At 71.7% G+C, this 17,121-nt stretch carries 13 protein-coding genes; 5 read left to right on the forward strand and 8 right to left on the reverse strand.

Translation table 11 applies throughout. The features are described from left to right. Position 1: 1 nt before the first annotated feature. Positions 2 to 520, reverse strand: coding sequence for a SigE family RNA polymerase sigma factor (locus AB0M54_RS13935; protein WP_364471098.1), 519 nt, complete (start codon positions 518 to 520; stop codon positions 2 to 4). A gap of 226 nt (positions 521 to 746) precedes the next feature. Between AB0M54_RS13935 and AB0M54_RS13940 the strand changes: the two genes are divergently transcribed. Next, complete coding sequence (locus AB0M54_RS13940; RefSeq protein WP_364317332.1) at positions 747 to 2,327, forward strand: D-glucuronyl C5-epimerase family protein; 1,581 nt, start codon at positions 747 to 749, stop codon at positions 2,325 to 2,327. 49 nt (positions 2,328 to 2,376) lie between these two features. On the opposite strand, the gene AB0M54_RS13945 is transcribed toward AB0M54_RS13940, so the two are convergent. Further along, on the reverse strand, positions 2,377 to 3,870 hold the full coding sequence (locus AB0M54_RS13945; protein ID WP_364317330.1) for a family 43 glycosylhydrolase: 1,494 nt from the start codon (positions 3,868 to 3,870) through the stop codon (positions 2,377 to 2,379). A gap of 139 nt (positions 3,871 to 4,009) precedes the next feature. Here AB0M54_RS13945 and AB0M54_RS13950 point away from each other — a divergent pair, with 139 nt between their 5' ends. Further along, on the forward strand, positions 4,010 to 7,069 hold the full coding sequence (locus tag AB0M54_RS13950) for an amidohydrolase family protein (protein WP_364471100.1): 3,060 nt from the start codon (positions 4,010 to 4,012) through the stop codon (positions 7,067 to 7,069). A gap of 175 nt (positions 7,070 to 7,244) precedes the next feature. On the opposite strand, the gene fdhA is transcribed toward AB0M54_RS13950, so the two are convergent. Together fdhA and AB0M54_RS13960 are read right to left on the reverse strand one after the other, a co-directional pair. Next, positions 7,245 to 8,483, reverse strand: a complete 1,239-nt coding sequence (gene fdhA, locus AB0M54_RS13955; RefSeq protein WP_364471102.1) for a formaldehyde dehydrogenase, glutathione-independent — start codon at positions 8,481 to 8,483, stop codon at positions 7,245 to 7,247. A gap of 71 nt (positions 8,484 to 8,554) precedes the next feature. Beyond that, positions 8,555 to 9,244 (reverse strand): helix-turn-helix domain-containing protein, encoded by a 690-nt coding sequence (locus tag AB0M54_RS13960; RefSeq protein WP_364317325.1) that lies wholly within the window; start codon positions 9,242 to 9,244, stop codon positions 8,555 to 8,557. Between the two features lie 86 nt (positions 9,245 to 9,330). Here AB0M54_RS13960 and AB0M54_RS13965 point away from each other — a divergent pair, with 86 nt between their 5' ends. Next, on the forward strand, positions 9,331 to 10,110 hold the full coding sequence (locus AB0M54_RS13965) for an NAD(P)H-binding protein (protein ID WP_364471104.1): 780 nt from the start codon (positions 9,331 to 9,333) through the stop codon (positions 10,108 to 10,110). On the opposite strand, the gene AB0M54_RS13970 is transcribed toward AB0M54_RS13965, so the two are convergent. Both AB0M54_RS13970 and AB0M54_RS13975 read right to left on the reverse strand, forming a co-directional pair. After that, positions 10,037 to 11,245 (reverse strand): cytochrome P450, encoded by a 1,209-nt coding sequence (locus AB0M54_RS13970; protein WP_364471106.1) that lies wholly within the window; start codon positions 11,243 to 11,245, stop codon positions 10,037 to 10,039. The two genes, AB0M54_RS13965 and AB0M54_RS13970, sit on opposite strands and share 74 nt — an antisense overlap. Positions 11,246 to 11,305: 60 nt before the next feature. Next, a complete protein-coding gene (locus AB0M54_RS13975; RefSeq protein ID WP_364317320.1) occupies positions 11,306 to 11,839 on the reverse strand; it encodes a snapalysin family zinc-dependent metalloprotease in 534 nt (177 codons plus the stop codon). 139 nt (positions 11,840 to 11,978) lie between these two features. Here AB0M54_RS13975 and AB0M54_RS13980 point away from each other — a divergent pair, with 139 nt between their 5' ends. Continuing rightward, positions 11,979 to 14,297: an EAL domain-containing protein gene (locus tag AB0M54_RS13980; protein ID WP_364471108.1), complete on the forward strand. Its 2,319-nt coding sequence runs from the start codon at positions 11,979 to 11,981 to the stop codon at positions 14,295 to 14,297. Here the strand turns inward: AB0M54_RS13980 and AB0M54_RS13985 are convergent. Next, a complete protein-coding gene (locus AB0M54_RS13985; protein WP_364317317.1) occupies positions 14,247 to 14,966 on the reverse strand; it encodes a CHAP domain-containing protein in 720 nt (239 codons plus the stop codon). The genes AB0M54_RS13980 and AB0M54_RS13985 overlap by 51 nt on opposite strands. Position 14,967: 1 nt before the next feature. Beyond that, a complete protein-coding gene (locus tag AB0M54_RS13990) occupies positions 14,968 to 16,278 on the reverse strand; it encodes a hypothetical protein (RefSeq protein WP_364317315.1) in 1,311 nt (436 codons plus the stop codon). A gap of 342 nt (positions 16,279 to 16,620) precedes the next feature. Between AB0M54_RS13990 and AB0M54_RS13995 the strand changes: the two genes are divergently transcribed. Beyond that, positions 16,621 to 17,121 (forward strand): SigE family RNA polymerase sigma factor, encoded by a 501-nt coding sequence (locus AB0M54_RS13995; protein ID WP_364471110.1) that lies wholly within the window; start codon positions 16,621 to 16,623, stop codon positions 17,119 to 17,121.

Genomic DNA, 17,121 nt, shown 5'->3' on the forward strand with positions numbered 1-17,121 from the left:
CCTAGATGATCGGGGTACGGCCGGCGAGCTCGCGGAGTCCGAGCTGGCCCCGCAGCGTGGTCAGCCCGCGGGAGGTGTGGCTCTTGACGGTTCCGGCGGAGCAGTCGAGGATCCGGCCGACCTCCTCGACGGGCAGGTCGTAGAAGAAGCGGAGGACCAGCACGGCCCGCTGCCGGCGGGGCAGCCGGCGCAGCGCGGCCCGGATCACCTCGCGGTCCTCGGTGCCGCTCTCGCTCACCGGCGCCGGCCCCGGTTCCGGCGCCTCCCGGAACAGCCGGACCTTCGCCCAGGCCAGCCGCTTCTCGTCGATGAAGGTGCGGATCAGCATGGTGCGCACGTACGCGTCGAGGTTGTCCGCGCGCCGGGCACGCTGCCACTTCACGTACAGCGTGGTGATGGTCTGCTGGACCAGGTCGTCGGCGCGGTGTCCGTCGCCGGTCAGGACGTACGCCAGCCGCCGCAGCGCGGGCACCCGCGCCGTGACGTATTCGACATACTCGTCGTCCGAACCATCCCGCATCGCCCATCCCTCCGGCAGCCGTCGCGACCTGGACGAGATCGGGAACCCATCCGGTTGGCATCGAATTCTGACCGAACGGGGCAGCACGACCTCCACTGTCTCGTATATAACCATTCGGCAGGCTTGCACCTGCGTCGATGATCCATTTCGTAGTGTCCTATGTAGATCGGGTGGTGGCGGCGTGGCCGTCGGTTCATGGACCGGTAAGAGAGTTCGGCGATGGGTGGTGGGCGCGTTCGCGGGCCTGCTCGTCCTGGGCGGGGGCGGCTATCTGACCGTCGTGTCCCAGGACGCCGACGCGATCCCGGTGATCCCGGGCGACGCGGCGCCGAGACCGGTGTTCAAGCCGAAGGAGTACCAGGAGCCCCAGGACCCGGCCTGGCCGAACGCGCCCGGCGCCGACCTCGGCCCGTCCGACAGCGACCCGCTGCTCAAGGCGCCGCAGATCCCGACCGAGGAACAGCGCCCGGGCACGGCCGACGAGATGAACCTGCTCCGTACGGTCAAGGAGCCGTTCAACCTGACCACCCTGCCGTGGAACCGGCGGTACGTGTCGGCGAGCGTGATCACCTCGTTCCCGAACGAGACCAGCGGCGGCGTGTGCATGGACAAGCGCACCAACCCGCCCCGGCCCCACCCGGTCGCCGCCGCGCACTGCGGCCAGATGATGTGGAACAACTACCGGCTGACCAATGATCCGGCCTGGCTGACCAAGGCGAAGCTGCAGGCCCGGTGGCTGATCAACTTCAAGCAGGTGTATTCCGGGGCCTGGTTCTACCCCTACCTGTGGGACCACACGCTGCCCGCCTCGTCGACCAAGCCGACCGTCGTGCTGAAGAAGCCGTGGTACTCGGCGATGGCGCAGGGTGAGTCGCTGAGCCTGTTCGTCCGGCTGTACGAGACCACCAAGCAGGCGGAGTTCAAGCAGGCCGCCGACATGACGCTGAACTCGCTGATCATCGCGCCCAAGGCGGGCAAGCCATGGGCCACCTGGACCTGGTACGACTACATGTGGTTCGAGGAGACGACGTTCACCTCGGCCACCGGCGACCGGATCCTCAACGGGCACATGTTCGCGGCCTTCGGCGTCTACGACTACTGGGTCCTCACCCAGGACCGGCGGGCGCGTGAGCTGCTCAAGGCCTCGCTGGCGACGGCCCTGACGTACGGCGGCCGGTTGCGGAACGTGAACTGGCGGTCGTACTACGACGACTACCGGCGCGGCGACTCGCGGGGTTACCACTTCACCCACACGTCGCAGCTGCGCTACCTGGCCGAGATGACCGGTGACCAGCGCTTCAACCGGGCCGCCCTGATGCTGTGGCTCGACTACCCGGAAGAGATCACCAACAACGCGATGTACATCGCCAAGGGCACCGTGGCGACGTACAAGCTGGTCAACGGCAAGCCGGTGTTCCACAAGAACGTCGCCGTGCCGAGCAACCAGCTGACCGTGATGAGCTGGCGTGGCCGGGTCAAGGGCTACAGCGGCTTCTACCAGCTGGCCGGCGCGGGCGTCCTCAAGGGCCTGTACGTGCAGCAGAAGGCCTTCACCGCGTACGTCAACAAGCCGTCCGACCTGTTCGTCTTCCGCATCCCGTTCAAGCCGACCACGAAGGCGGCGTCGGTCAAGTACCGCACCTTCGACAAGGATGGCAACGCGGGCGCCACCATCACCGCCGAGCCGGGCACGGGCGAACCGGTGCAGATCGGCATGTACGGCGTGATCAAGGGCACGCAGTACTACCAGGTCTTCGGCGGCGAGTACGACGGCATGTGGGTGGCCGGCAGCGAACTCAACATCTGAGCCGGACCGGGCCCGGCCGCCTCGCCGGCGGCCGGGCCCCGGGCCAGTTCTACTGGTTCGTGATCGCCACGTTGTCGAAGGCGGCGGCCGCGTTGAACACCCGGACCCCGGACGCCCCGGCGGCGAAGGTGGCGTCGGTGACGGTGATCCTGGGCGTGGTCAGGTTGTCCACGTACACCTTGATCGTCGAACCGGTGGCCGTCACGCGCAGGTGGTAGCGCTGCCCGGCGACGACCGGCAGCGCCGCCGCGCCGAGCTGGGTCCAGTTGTTGTCGGCCCGGCCCAGCACGACCCGGCCGGCCGGGGTGATGCCGGCGTAGTAGCCGCGGTAGGCGTCGGTGCCGGTCCCCAGGCCGGTCGCCCGGAACACCAGCCCGGCGTCGCCCACGCCCGAGGTGACCGTGACGTCGAGGTCGTAGGTCGCGTTCACGTGGTTGTCGTCGAGCAGGGACTTCCCGCCGTACGAGGCGGTGGTGCGGTACTGCCCGCCGCTGACCGACCAGGCGCCGCCGAAGGTTCGCCAGCCGACCGCGTTGCCGTCCGCGAAGTTGTCCTTGACCAGCATCGTCACCCGCTGGATGGTGCCGTCCGGGTTGAAGTTCATCCGGTCGTAGGCGAGCTGCCGCGCGTTGCCGTCGGTCTCCGACAGCGGTCGGCGGTGGTAGAAGATGTACCAGGTGTCGGTGCCCGGGATGTTCAGCACCGAGTTGTGCCCGGCGCCACGCGCCACCGCGGAGTCCTGCGCGAGGACCCGGTCCAGGCGGGTGAAGGGCCCGGTCGGTGAGTCGGCGATCGCGTACGCCACCGAGTAGTTCGGGCCGGTCCAGCCGCCCTCCGACCACATCAGGTAGTACTTGCCGTTCTTCTTGAACATCTGCGGGCCCTCGACGTACCCGCTCGGCGTGATCTCCTTGAACGTGGAGCCGTCGGCGAACGTACCGAGGCTGGTCATGTCCGCGTTCAGCTTGGCCACGTTGGCGTGCCCCCAGCCGCCGTAGTAGATGTACGCCTGCCCGTCGTCGTCGATGAACACGTCCTGGTCGATCGGCTGGGCGCCGTTCACGAACTGCGCGATCAGCGGCCGCCCGATCGCGTCGGTGTAGGGGCCCTCGGGCCGGTCGGCCACGGCCACCCCGATGCCGCCGAGCTCGCTGTTGCTCTGGATGTCGTTGGCCCCGAAGTACAGGTAGTACTTGCCGTTGCGGGTGATCGGGGCGGGCGCCCAGACCGCGCGGCGGGCCCAGCTCACGTTCGCGGTGGTCAGGACGTTCGGGTGCTTGGTCCAGGTGATCAGGTCGGTCGAGGAGAAGGCGTCGAGATAGGTCTGTTCCGCGTACGGGCGGGAAGACGTCGGGAACACGTAGTAGCGGTTGTTGTAGATGGCCACGTCCGGGTCGGCGTACCACCCGGCGACGAACGGGTTGCCCGCCTCGGCGGTGGTGTAGTCGGGCAGCGCCGCGGACGCCGGGGCGCTCGCCATGGTGGCGGCGAGCACTCCCGCGACGGCGGCGACCTTCCGCGCGGTTCCTCCAAGTATCGACATTCAACGATGTTTGCTGTTGTTGGTTCGTGTCGTCAAGCGTTCACTCGCCGCCGCCGCGGCGGGCCGGAGGCGGGAGAACATCCAAAGTGGAAGCGACGATCTGCCGCCGAGACCGCCCGCTCACACTAATGTCGGATACATGCCGATCAGCCGACGGAACCTTCTGGCCGGTGTGGCCGCCACGACCGCCGCCGGGGTGGTGGTCGCCGATCCGGCCGCGGCCGTCTCCGCCGGACGGCGGATCGAAGCGGGCACCGGGACCGACTTCAGCGCGCGACTCTCGCCGGACCGGCGGTTGATCGCGATCGACCTGGTCGGGGTGCTCTGGGTGCTGCCGTCGTCGGGCGGCCCGGCCCGCCGGCTCACCGGTGACCTCTTCGACATCGCACAGCCCGACTGGTCGCCGGACAGCCGCACGATCGCCTTCCAGTCGTACCGCGAGGGGTCCTTCGGCATCTGGATCATCCGGCCGGACGGCGGTGGGCTGCGCCGGCTCACCGAGGGGCCGTACGACTACCGCGAGCCCCGCTGGGCCCCGGACGGGCGCCGGCTGGTCGTCTCCAGCGACCGCGGCGGCAGCTACGGGCTGCACCTGCTCGACCCGGGCGACGGCACGCTCACGCCACTGGTCGAGGGGCCGGGGCAGGAGTACGAGCCGGCCTGGTCGCCGGACGGCTCGAAGGTCGCGTTCGTGGTGGACAACACCCGCATCGACGTGGTGACCCTCGCTTCCGGCGTACGCGAAACCGCCGTGACCGTGCCGACCGGCCGCATCATCCACGCCCCGGAATGGACCCCGGACGGCCGCGACCTGACCCACAACGTCAGCGGCCTCGGCGTCAGCGAGCTGTGGCGCGGCACCACGCCCGTGGTGACCGGGCGGGACGTCTTCCCGTTCCGGGTGTCCTGGAGATCCGCGACCGAGTTCCTCTACACGGCCGACGGCGAGATCCGGCGTTCCGCGGGTGGCCGCATCGGCTTCGTGGCGCCGCTGAGCGTCACCCGGCCCAGCTACCGCCGCCGGCAGCGCGACTTCGACTCGCCCCGGCCCCGGCCCGTCCGCGGCATCGGCAGCCCCGCGCTCTCGGCCGACGGGACCACGCTGGCGTTCCGCGCGCTGAACGACATCTACCTGATGCCGATCGGCCGGCCGCCCCGGCCGCTGACCCGCGACCAGTGGTGGAAGAGCGACCCGGCGTTCTCGCCGGACGGGAGATACCTGTCGTACTCCACCGACCGCGGCGGCAAGCTCGACATCTGGCTGCGTGACCTGGCCACGGGGGAGGACCGGCAGCTCACCCGCCGGCCGAACGCGGCCGCGGTCTCCGGCACCTGGTCACGGGACAGCCGGTGGCTCGCGTTCCTCGACCAGACCGGCGCGCTGTGGACGGTCGAGGTGGCCACCGGCACGACGCGGCCGCTGTTCACCGCGACCTTCGAGCCGGGCAAGCCGACCTGGTCGGCCGACGGCCGGACCATCGCGCTGGCCGCGATCGTGCCGTACTCGGCCCGGTACCGCGAGGGGCTGAGCAAGATCCTGCTGGTCGACGTGGCCACCGGCGCCGGGCGGTACGTCGACCCGCTGCCCGCCCGGTCGATCCAGACCCGCGGCGACGACGGGCCGGTGTGGTCGCCGGACGGAACCCATCTGGCGTTCGTGGTGGCCAGCGTCCTCTGGGTGGTACCGGTGCGGCCGGACGGCACCTTCGCCGGGCCGGCGCGGCAAATCACCAGCGAGGTCACCGACGCGCCGGTGTGGACGGCCGACTCACGCGGGCTGATCTACCTGCACAACGGCACGTTCCGGCGGGTGTCCGCGTCGGGCGGCCGCCCCGCTCCCGTGCCGATGCCGCTGACCTGGACCAATTCACAATCCCGGGGCCGTACGGTGATCCGCGCCGGCCGCCTCTGGGACGGTACGTCACGCCGGCTGGACCAGGACGTGGCCGTGGTCGTCGAGGGGCACCGCGTCGTCGAGGTGACGCCCTGGCGGGAGGGGCTCGACGGCCGGCTGATCGACGGCCGTGACGCGGTGGTCATCCCCGGGCTGATCGACATGCACCACCACCGGGAGATGCAGGGCTACTCGTACGGCGCCCGGCAGGGCCGGCTCTGGCTGTCGCTGGGCGTCACCACCACGCGGTCGCCGGGCAGCCCGGCCTACCACATGGTCGAGGAGCGGGAATCGATCCAGTCCGGCGCGCGGCTCGGGCCACGGTACTTCGGCACCGGCGAGGCGGTCGACGGGCCCCGCATCTACTACAACTTCATGCGGCCGACGTTCGACCCGGCGCAGCTCGCGCTCGAGCTGGAACGCGCCGGCGCCCTGGACTACGACCTGATGAAGGCGTACGTACGGCTCCCACCGGTCTGGCAGAAGCGGGTGATCGACTGGGCCCACCGGCACGGCGTCCCCGCCACCTCGCACTACCACTACCCGGCGCTGAACTTCGGCGGCGACCAGATGGAGCACGTGGGCGCGACGAGCCGCTTCGGCTACTCGCGGACCGTCACCACGCTGGGCGCGGCCTACCCCGAGGTGCGGCAGCTGTTCGTGGCGGCCGGCGCCCGGCTCACCCCGACCCTGTTCAACGCGGCCGTCCTGCTGATCGAGGACGACGCGCTGGCCACCGACCCGCGGGTGCGGGCGCTCTACCCGCCGTGGGAGTACGCCGCCCTGCAGGCCCAGATCGCGGCCGGCCGGGTCACCGACCAGACGCCGGCCCGGCAGAACCTGGCCCGCCAGGTCGCCCACCTGACCGAGCTGATCCGGGCGGGAGGTCACGTGGTCAACGGGACCGACTCGCCGATCGCGTCCAACGGGATCAGCACCCACCTCAACCTCCGCGCGATGGTCCGCTACGGGATGACCACGCACGAGGCGCTGACCACCGCGACCCGGGCCGCGGGGGAGTTCCTGGCCGAGCCGCTCGGCCGGATCGCGCCCGGCTACTACGCCGACCTGACGATTCTCAACGGTGATCCGCTCACCGACATCGAGGCGGCCGCCGACGTTCGCGCGGTGGTGGCGAACGGCGTGCTGCACGACGTGCCGTCGCTCATCGAGCCCTTCGCTTCCGCCCCTTTGACCGAAAAATCCGTTCCGGCGCCCGTGCGGCGAGCCGACGACCCGCACTGGTGGCATGACCCGCACTGGGTTGTCTCGGGGCGGGACGCCTGTTGCGCCCAAAGTTCTTAGGTCTACCGCGCGGCGGGCGAACAGCATTACATGAGACGCGTGCCCGCCCCGCTCGTACCGGCTTTCGCCGCGCTGTGCGGGCTGCCGTCGGCGAGATGTACGCGGAGAAGACCTCGAACCGGGACCGCCGTTCCGGGGACGGCCGCCACCGCACCCGGGTCGCCGCGCCCGCGCCCTAGGTTCGGACCATGCCGTGCGGGTCGAGCACGTACTTCTTCGCGGCGCCCTGATCGAAGTCCTGGTAGCCCTGCGGGGCCTGGTCCAGGGGGATGGCCGTCGCGTTGACGTTCTTCGCGATCTGCACCCGGTCGTGCAGGATCGCCATCATCAGGTTCCGGTTGTAGCGCATCACCGGGCACTGGCCGGTGACGAACGACAGCGACTTGGCCCAGCCCAGGCCCAGCCGCAGCGACAGCGAGCCGACCTTGGCCGCGTCGTCCACCCCGCCCGGGTCGCCGGTGACGTACAGCCCCGGGATGCCGACCGCGCCGCCGGCCCGGGTGACCTCCATCAGCGAGTTCAGCACCGTCGCGGGCTGCTCGGTCGCCGCGTCCTCGCCGTGCCCGCGCGCCTCGAAGCCGACCGCGTCGACCGCGGAGTCGACCAGCGGCTCGCCGATCGCCGGCCTCGCCTTGCCGAGGATCTGGCGCACCTGATCGACCGGGTCGCCCTTGGACACGTCGACCGTCTCGCACCCGAAGCTCCGGGCCTGCGCCAGCCGCTCCTCGTTGAGGTCGCCGACGATCACCACCGCCGCGCCGAGCAGCCAGGCCGAGCTCGCCGCGGCCAGGCCCACCGGGCCCGCGCCGGCCACGTACACCGTGGAGCCGGTGGTCACGCCGGCGCTCACACAACCGTGGTAGCCGGTCGGGAAGATGTCGGTCAGCATGGCCAGGTCGAGGATCTTCTCCAGGGCCTGGTCGCGGTCGGGGAACCGGAGCAGGTTCCAGTCCGCGTACGGGACCAGCACGTACTCGGCCTGGCCGCCGACCCAGCCGCCCATGTCGACGTAGCCGTACGCCGAGCCCGGCCGGTCCGGGTTCACGTTCAGGCAGATCCCGGTCTTGCCCTCCTTGCAGTTGCGGCACCGTCCACACGCGATGTTGAACGGCACCGAGCAGATGTCGCCGACCTTCGCGAACTCGACGTCCGGCCCGACGTCGACGATCTCCCCGGTGATCTCATGCCCGAGCACAAGACCTTCCGGCGCGGTTGTGCGCCCGCGCACCATGTGCTGGTCGCTGCCGCAGATGTTGCTGGCCACGGTCTTCAGGATCGCCCCGTGCGGCACCCGGCGGCCGATGTTCTCCTTGTTGACGCCGGGACCGTCCCTCATCTCGTACGTCGGGTAGTCGATGTCCCGGACCTCGACCTGTCCCGGCCCCTGATAGACCACCGCTCGATTGGCTGGCATCGTCGCCTCCATTGGCGTTGTCGTATGAACGCCATGTTTCCCGCGAGGCGGCGGCCAACCCCAGGCTGGTTTCAGACTGCGCTACGCATGCTCATCGCGCAGGGTGCGGGCGACGGGAGCCGGCCGGCCGCGTACCGGCCCGGTGAGACGCCCATCAGCGAGCGGAAGTCCGAGATCAGATGAGCCTGGTCGAAGAAGCCGGCCTCGTCCGCCACCGTGGCCCAGTCCCGGCCCCGGTGACCGAGCACCCGCCGCAGCCGGACCACTCGGGCCACCTGCTTCGGTGACAGCCCGACCTCCTGGGCGAAGACGTTGCGGAGCTGACGCTCGCCGACGCCGAGCCGGTCGGCCGCCGCCCCGACCGGACGGCCCGCCGCCAGCTCGCCGAGGGCGGCGTCGAGCGCCGTGGGCCGGGTGGGCGGCCCGGGTCGCCGCGTGCCGGCCAGCGCGGCGACGTCGTCGATGAGGCGCCCGGCGGCCCGGCCCCACAGGTCGGTGGCCAGCACCGGGCGGTCGGCGAGCTCGGTCAGCGGGACGCCGAGCAGCCGGCGTGCGTGCCCGGGGCGGATCCGCAGGCGCAGGCAGGCGCCCGGGGCGGAGGCCGGGTGATAGCGGGCGCGGCTGCGCGGGCCGGTCACCACCAGCACGTTCTCGCAGCCGTCGCCCAGGCCGTAGATGAGCGTGGCGGCCACGTCGGGCGGGTGCACACCGTCGCCGGACAGCAGCTCGGACGACTCCACCATCCGGGTCAGATCGCTCACGCCACCACCGTAGCGGGGCGGGCCGGCGGCGGCCGCTTCCGGTTTCTCCAATCCTCCGGGCCGGTGGCGGCGCGACAGTGGCGGTCATGATTCTTGTTACCGGTGCCACGGGCACCATCGGGCGGCGGCTCGTCGCGGAGCTGCGTGAGCGGGGCGTGCGGGTGCGGGCGATGACCCGGGACCCGGCCGCCGCCCGGATCGAGGCGGACGAGGTGGTGTCCGGTGACCTGGACCGGCCCGATCCGGCGCTGTTCGCGGGGGTGGCCGCACTGTTCCTGCTGTCGCCGCCCGGGCCGGAGACGGCGGCGCGGGAGCCGGCCGTGCTGCGGGCGGCGGCCGGAGTGCGCCGGGTGGTGAAGCTGTCGGCGATCGCGGCCGACGACCCGGCCACCCTCACCAGCGCCTGGCACCGGCCGGGCGAGCAGGCGCTGCGGGACGGCTTCGCGGACTGGACGATCCTGCGCCCGTCCACCTTCGCGTCCAACACGCTGGCCTGGGCGCCGGCGATCCGGGCCGGCGAGGCGATTCCCAACCCGTTCGGCGACGGCGCGCAGGGTGTCGTCGACCCCGCCGACGTGGCCGAGGTGGCGGCGGTCGTTCTCACCGAGGACGGGCACGCCGGGCGGACGTACACGCTGACCGGCCCGGAGCTGATCACGGTGCCGTCGCAGGTCGCGGTGATCGGCAAGGTGCTGGACCGGGCGATCGCGACGGTCGACCTCGACCCGGCGGCCCTGCCGGAACCGGTGGCGGCGGGCGTCCGCTTCGTCCGCGACGGGGGCAACGCCGTGGTCACCGACGATGTCGCGGCTGTTCTCGGCCGTCCGGCCCGGAGCTTCGAGCAGTGGGCGTTGACCGCGTGGTGATCGGGACGGCCGTGTAGGCGCGGAGGACGAAGGTCGGGCGCTGGATCGGTTCGGCGGCCAGGGCGAGCTCGGGGGCGTGGTCGAGCAGAGCGGACAGGCCGGCCTGGAGTTCGATGCGGGCCAGCGGGGCGCCCAGGCAGAAGTGCAGCCCGGTGCCGAAACCCAGATGCGGGTTGGGGGTACGGCCGGCGTCGAACCTGTCGGGGTCGGCGAACACCGCGGGGTCGCGGTTGGCTCCGCCCAGCAGCGCCGCGACCTCGCCGCCCGCGGGGATCGTCACGTCGCCGAGCCGGACCTCGGCCGCCGCCGTGCGGATGAACATGTGCAGCGGCGGGTCGTAGCGGATCATCTCCTCGGCCGCCGCCGGCAGCAGCGTGCGGTCGGCGCGCAGGCGGGCCAGCTGGTCCGGGTGCCGCAGCAGGGCCACCACGCCGCCGCCGAAGGCGTTGACCGACGCCTCGTGGCCGGCGTTGAGCAGCAGGATGGCCGAGGCCACCAGCTCGTCGCCGGTGAGGTCGGGCACGGCGACCAGATGGGAGATCAGGTCGTCGTGCGGCGCGGCGTCGCGCTTCGCGGCCAGGTGACGCAGGTAGTCGGCGAACTCCTGGCAGGCGGTGAGCGCCGCGGACTCCACCTCGGGGTTGCGCTCGACCTCGTACATGCGCACGATCGCCGCCGACCACGGCCGCAGGCGGTGCCGGTCGGCCTCGGGCACCCCGAGCAGCTCGGCGATGACCGTGACGGCCAGCGGCTCGGCCACGTCGGCCAGCAGGTCGAACTCGTCGCCGGCCGCGTTCAGCAGCTCGGCCGCCGTGGTCGCGACCGCGGGCCGGAGCCGGGCCACGTGACCCCGCCCGAACGCCGACGCCACGAGGGAGCGCAGCCGGGTGTGCACGGGCGGCTCGTTCTCCATCATCTGGTTGCGGTGCAGCAGGTTGAACGGCTCGTAGACGTCGGCCGGCTCCCGATCGCGCCACAGCCGCCCGAGCTTCCGGTCGCGCAGCACCGCGTCGGCCGTCGCGTGCCGGGCCGCCAGCCACCGGCCGGTGCCCTCATGCCAGCTCAGCGCGGGTAGCTGCCGCAGGGCCGGATACGGGTCCCGGATGAACTCCGGATCCGAGAAGTCAATCTCCACAACCGGACGCTACCGGGATTCTGGCTCGTCTCCGGCGAGGAGCTCTGACCGCCGCGCCGGCTAGCCGGCCCAGACGTAGGTTCGCGCGGGAACCGTGGCGAGGGTGCGGAAGTTGGCGTTGACCTGGGCCGTCTCCTGGGTGTTGGGGTTCGGGTTGGTGCACGAGACGGGGGCGCTGCTGCCCGACATCAGGTCGGCGCACAGGCCGGTACGCCGGTCGGGCAGGCCGAGGATGTGGCCGAACTCGTGGGCGGCGATGCGCGGCACGTAGTAGCCGTCGTCGACCGCCTCGCGGCCCATGTACCAGCGGCCGTTGCCGAGCGACGTGGTGTAGGTGCGCGGCCAGCCGTTGTCGGCGTACACCCGGATGTTGGGGGTCCGCCCGGCGGGGACGGGCTCCAGCCGGACGTTGGTGGCCCGGCTGTTCCAGATCTGGGCGCCCTGGTTGACGGCGGCGACGAACTCCTGGGCCTGAGACGCGTCGTAGTACAGGACGCGGGGCGCGGCCGATGCGGGGGATCCGCCGGCGACCTGTAGGCCGGCGGTGACGAACACGGCGGCGAGGAGTGTTGCCGCGAGTCTGCGTAGCAGCATGGTTCCTCCAGAGGGTCGGGGGAGCCCGACCGTATCAATCCAACGAAGATCATCGATACCGGGCGGCCATACCGGCTGGATCGCAAGACCGTGGGATGGAAACCGTCAGACCGCGCGGGCGCCTGCCGATCGAGTCTTCGTGAGGTCCACGCGCTCGCCGCTGCGCGATCCGGTCGTGCGGGGCCTGCTGGTGTTCTGGTGCGCCGGCGGTCTGTTGCTGCTGGGGCTGGACGGTGACCAGGTGCGCCTGGGCCAGGTGTTCTGGATGTTCCAGGTGCCGCTGGACGCCGCGTTCGGCCTGCTGGCCTGGCGGGCCGGCCAGGCGTCCGCGGCCCGGTTCCGCCGGTTCTGGCGGGTGCTGGCGTTCAGCGGGCTGGCGTACACCATCGGTGACACGTACCAGAGCGTCTGCGCCTGGATCGTGCCCGGCTCGGCCTCGCTGACCGGCAACGCGGTGCAGACCGGCTGCTTCGCGGTCGGCATGAGCGCGACGGTGATCGCCTGCCTGCTCTTCCCGCAGGGCCGGCGGACCCGGCGTGAGCAACTCGTCTACTGGCTCGACGCGACCACGGTGCTGATCTGCAGCGCCGTGCTGGCCTGGTGTTTCGGCGTGGCCGGGGCCGATGACGTGGTCACCACCAGCGTCTCGGTCTCGCTGGTGCTGCTGGCCGCGTTCGCGTCGACCCGGGTGGCGCTCGCCGCGCATCCGCCGATGACCCGGGCCGCGGCCTGGACGATGATCGGCGCGGCGCTCATCCAGGGGGCCGGGTCGTTCCTGCCGGTCGGGGCGGATGGGGTGGCCGACGGGTACGTGTGGGCCGTACGCCTGCTGCCGTCCCTGCTCGTCGCGCTCGGCCCACGCGTGCAGGAGCTGCAGATCCCGATCCACGCCGCCCGGGCCCAGCGCAAGCGCAAGCCGTACAGCATCCTGCCGTACTTCGTGGTGGTCCTGATCCTGGCCGCGTTCTTCCGGCTGCTGGCTACCGACCAGTCGGTAAGACTGTGGGTGGCGGCGATCGGGCTGGCCGCGATCACCGTGCTGGTGGCCGCGCGGCAGCTGGTCGCCTTCCACGAGAACGCCTCGCTGATCCGGCGGCTGGACGGCGCCCTGGCCGAGCTGCGCGTGCAGGAGGCGCGGCTGTGGGAGCAGGCCAGCTACGACGGGCTGACCCGGCTGGCCAACCGGTCCCACTTCGGCGAGCTGCTGGACGACGCGCTGGCCGCGCCGGGCCCGCCGCCGATGCTGATGCTGATCGACCTGGACGACTTCAAGACCGTCAACGACACCCTGGGTCATGCCGCCGGCGACGTGCTGCTGACCACGGTGGCGGAGCGGCTGCGCGAGATGACCCGGGGGAGCGACGTGGTGGCCCGGCTGGGCGGCGACGAGTTCGCGGTGCTGCTGCCGGGCACCACCCCGGCCGAGGCCGACGCGCTGGCCCGGCGGGTGATCGACCGGCTGGCCGACCCGGTCGAGATCGAGCAGCACCCGATCGCCACGAAGGCCAGCATCGGGCTGGCGGTGTCCGAGCCCGGCGCCCCGGCCGCGCTGCTGCTGCGCAACGCGGACATCGCGATGTACGAGGCGAAGGACCGCGGCAAGGGCACCGTGGTGCTGTACAGCGCCGACATGGGCACCCGGATCGGCCGGGACGCCGAGCTGGCCCAAGACCTCCGGCGGGCCGTGCGGGCCGGCGAGTTCGTGGTCGAGTACCAGCCGGTGGTGCTGATCGACACCGGCCGGGTGACCGGTGTCGAGGCGCTGGTCCGGTGGCAGCACCCCGTGCGCGGCCGGGTGTCGCCGGGCGAGTTCATCCCGATGGCCGAGCGCACCGGGCTGATCGTGCCGATCGGCCTCTGGGTGCTCCGCGAGGCGTGCCGCCAGGCGGCCTCCTGGCAGCGCCAGTACCCCGCGGCGGCCGAGCTGACCGTCAACGTGAACGTGGCGGCCGAGCAGCTGCGGACCCCGTCGTTCCCGGCGGACGTGGCCGGGGCGCTGGCCGACGCCGGCCTGGCCCCGCGTTCGCTGACCGTCGAGGTCACCGAGACGGTGGTCGTCGACGACGACGAGTCGATCGCGGCGCTGCACCGGCTGCGGGCGATGGGCGTCAGCATCGCGCTGGACGACTTCGGCACCGCGGCGTCCTCGCTCAGCCTGTTGCTGACCTGCCCGGTGTCCACGCTGAAGCTGGACCGGTCGTTCGTCGAGCAGGTCACCACGGCCACCCGGCAGGCCGCGGTGGCCACCGCGGTCAGCCAGATCGCCGAGGTGCTCCAGCTCGGGTTGGTGGCCGAGGGCGTGGAGACGCCGGAGCAGGCGGAGCTGCTGTGGAGCCTGGGCTACCGGCACGCGCAGGGTTTCCTCTACTCGCGCCCGGTGCCGGCCGAGGCCGCGGCGGCCTGGTGGCTACCGGATCGCGTTGAGGAGCGGCCAGGTCTTCGGGCCGGCCACGCCTAGACCCTTGAGCCCGCGCCGGATCTGGAACTCCTTGAGCACCTTCTCGGTGAGCGGACCGAACTCGCCGTCCACGGTCAGCCGCGGCTTGCCGGCCCACATGTTGAGCCGGGCCTGGATCCAGCGCACCGGCCCGCGCTCGCGGCTGCCACGGCCGATCGAGTGGCCGGGGTAGCGCAGGTCGGCCGACCCGGGCGCGGGCTTCCTGGTGGCCGCGACGGTGCCGTAGCGGGGCCGGCCGATCGCCACGATGCGGCCGGAGCGCACCTTGCGCAGCACGCCACCGCCGGAGCGCGACCCCTTGCCGTTGGTGTTGCCCTCGATGGTCTGCAGCCGCCCGCCGCCGAGGTTCTTCTCCACGATGCCGACGTGCGAGACCGGCTTGAGTTTGCCGCTGAAGTCGAACCACACCACGTCGCCGGGCTTCGCGTCGCGCACCCGGACCAGACCGCGGTGCCGCCGGTACCAGGGGTACGCCACGCGCGTCACGGCCGTCTTGGGCATCTCGCCACCGGCCCCGGCCTGGCGGAACACCCACCAGACGAACTGCTGGCACCAGAAGACATGATTCATGCCGTACGCCCGGCCGTACTTGTTGTCGTTGTTGTGCCCCTCCTGGTAGCCGATCTGCGATCGCGCGATCCGGAGGACGTCCACCGCGGTCCGGGCCATCTCAGCCCACCCCCTTGTCGGTTCCGGTCTCGGCGCGTTCCTCGTCGCCGACCTCGGGATCGCCGTCGTCGTCCGGGAACTCGTCGGGCTCCTCGGGCCGCAGCGGGAAGGCCTCGACCTCGAGCTCCTCGTCGTCGGCCTTGAGCTCGTCGACCAGCCCGTCCACCTCGTGCGCGGGCAGGAACTGATCATCGGCCTCGACCGGGGCCGCCTCCGGCGCGGGCTCGGGCGCGGCCGGCACTTCCGGGGGCGTGGTCTGCACCGGCGGCATCACGACCGGTGGCTCGGCCGACTTCGCCTCCGGGTCCTTGCTGGGGATGTTGTCCATCAGCTGCTGCGCCCGGTTGTCGGCGACCCGGGTGACCAGGTGCTGGGCGATGCCGAAGAGCAGCGCGTAGGCCAGGATCTGCCGCTGGCTGTCCAGGTTGGTCAGACCGGGCACGAAGCCGCCGGCCAGCAGGACCATGCCGATGATGGCGCTGAGCGCGCCGGACGGGACCTTGAGGACGGCCAGGGCGGTGGAGACCGAGTACGGGGTGGAGGTGCCGCGCAGCCGCCGGATGGCGAGCAGCGCGCCGAGCGCCCCGCCGAGCGCGCCCAGCCCGGCGATGATCAGGATGTCGTCGCCGCTCGGAGCGCGCGGGGCGCCGCGCGGGCACACGTTCGGGGCGACGGCCGCCGCGGTCGACCCGGGGTCGGGCGGCCCAGTGACGGCCGGGTCGAAGCACATCGGGATGGCGTCCGGGGTCCGCGCCACGAAGAAGATCAGCAGGCCGGTCAGCAGGGTGATCGCGGCGGCGGCGAGCACGATGATGTTCCGGAAGTCGCGCAGCCGGGTGTATTCCTCGTCGGACGCGTCGTACGCGATCTCCATGGCCTGTTTCACCGCGGCCCGGCGCGCGGGCCCGGTCGTGGTCTGCAGCGCCCGCTCACCCTCGACCCGGCGCGGGTCGTTGCGGTCGAGCGCCTGGCCCAGCCGGGTCGACACCTCGGGGATGAGCGCGGTGAACTCGGGCTCCGGCAGCACCTCGACCAGGAAGATCTTCGCCGTGTGCAGGTGCAGGTAGGCGCGTTCGACCGAGGTGCCGCGCCACTGGTTGAGCAGGCCACGGTTGCCGAACCGGCCGCGCGAACGGCAGGCCGTGCGCGCCTCGGTCACATGGTGTTCGACGGCGGCCTGGGCCTCGGTCTCGGCCGGCGTGAGCTCGCGGGCGGTCGCGACGTTGAGCCGGTGCTGGACCCGATCGGCCTCGAGGTCGGCCTGCACCGCCCAGTGCTCGGGCCACAGCCGCACTCCGGGTGGCACGGACATCGTCAGCCTCCTGTCTCCGTCGGTTCAGGATGCGGCCGCGCCGGGCTCCTGTCTGTCCGTCCCCCGGTCAGCCCGGTCTTACGATCAGCCCACTCCACTCAGTACGAACAACGGACCACCTACGTAGGGAAGGGGATCCCGAACAAGCACAGGACGGCGACGATCATCATGACGAGGCAGATCGCGAGGAACAGGATTCCTTGGCGTAGCCCCCCATTGAAACTTCCGCGGCTCCCAGCGGTCAGGCATGCACCCACAGTAGGAGCGAGAATCCACTGAGGATGTCAGGCAACCGTCCGGCGATCCGGCGCATTACCCATACGGCGAGCGAAAGGGGAGCCGATGCGCGCCGAGTGGGAACGCGAGTACGTCGACTATGCGACGGCCGGCATGGAGCGGCTGAAACGCCTGGCCTACACGTTGTGCGGGGACGTGCATCACGCCTCCGACCTGGTGCAGGGCACCCTGGTCCGGCTCTACGAGCGGTGGCCCAGGGTGCGGGGCGTCGAGCACGTCGACGCGTACGTGCACAAGATGTTGCTCCGGCAGTTCCTGGCCGAGCGACGGCGGCCGTGGTCGCGGATCCGGCTGGGCGCGACGGTGCCCGAGACGCCGGCGCCCGAGCGGGCCGACGACGACCGCCCGATCCTGGTCGCCGCGCTGCGCCGGCTGCCACCCCGGCAGCGCGCCGTGCTGGTGCTGCGCTTCCTCTACGACCTGCCGGTCGGTGAGGTGGCCGCGATGCTGGGCTGCGGCGAGGGCACGGTCAAGAGTCAGACCTCGCGCGGGCTCGCCACGATGCGCCGGCTGATGGATGCCGACCAGCCGATTCTGAGGAGCTGA

Source organism: Actinoplanes sp. NPDC051470, from assembly GCF_040682035.1.
Lineage (GTDB): Bacteria > Actinomycetota > Actinomycetes > Mycobacteriales > Micromonosporaceae > Actinoplanes.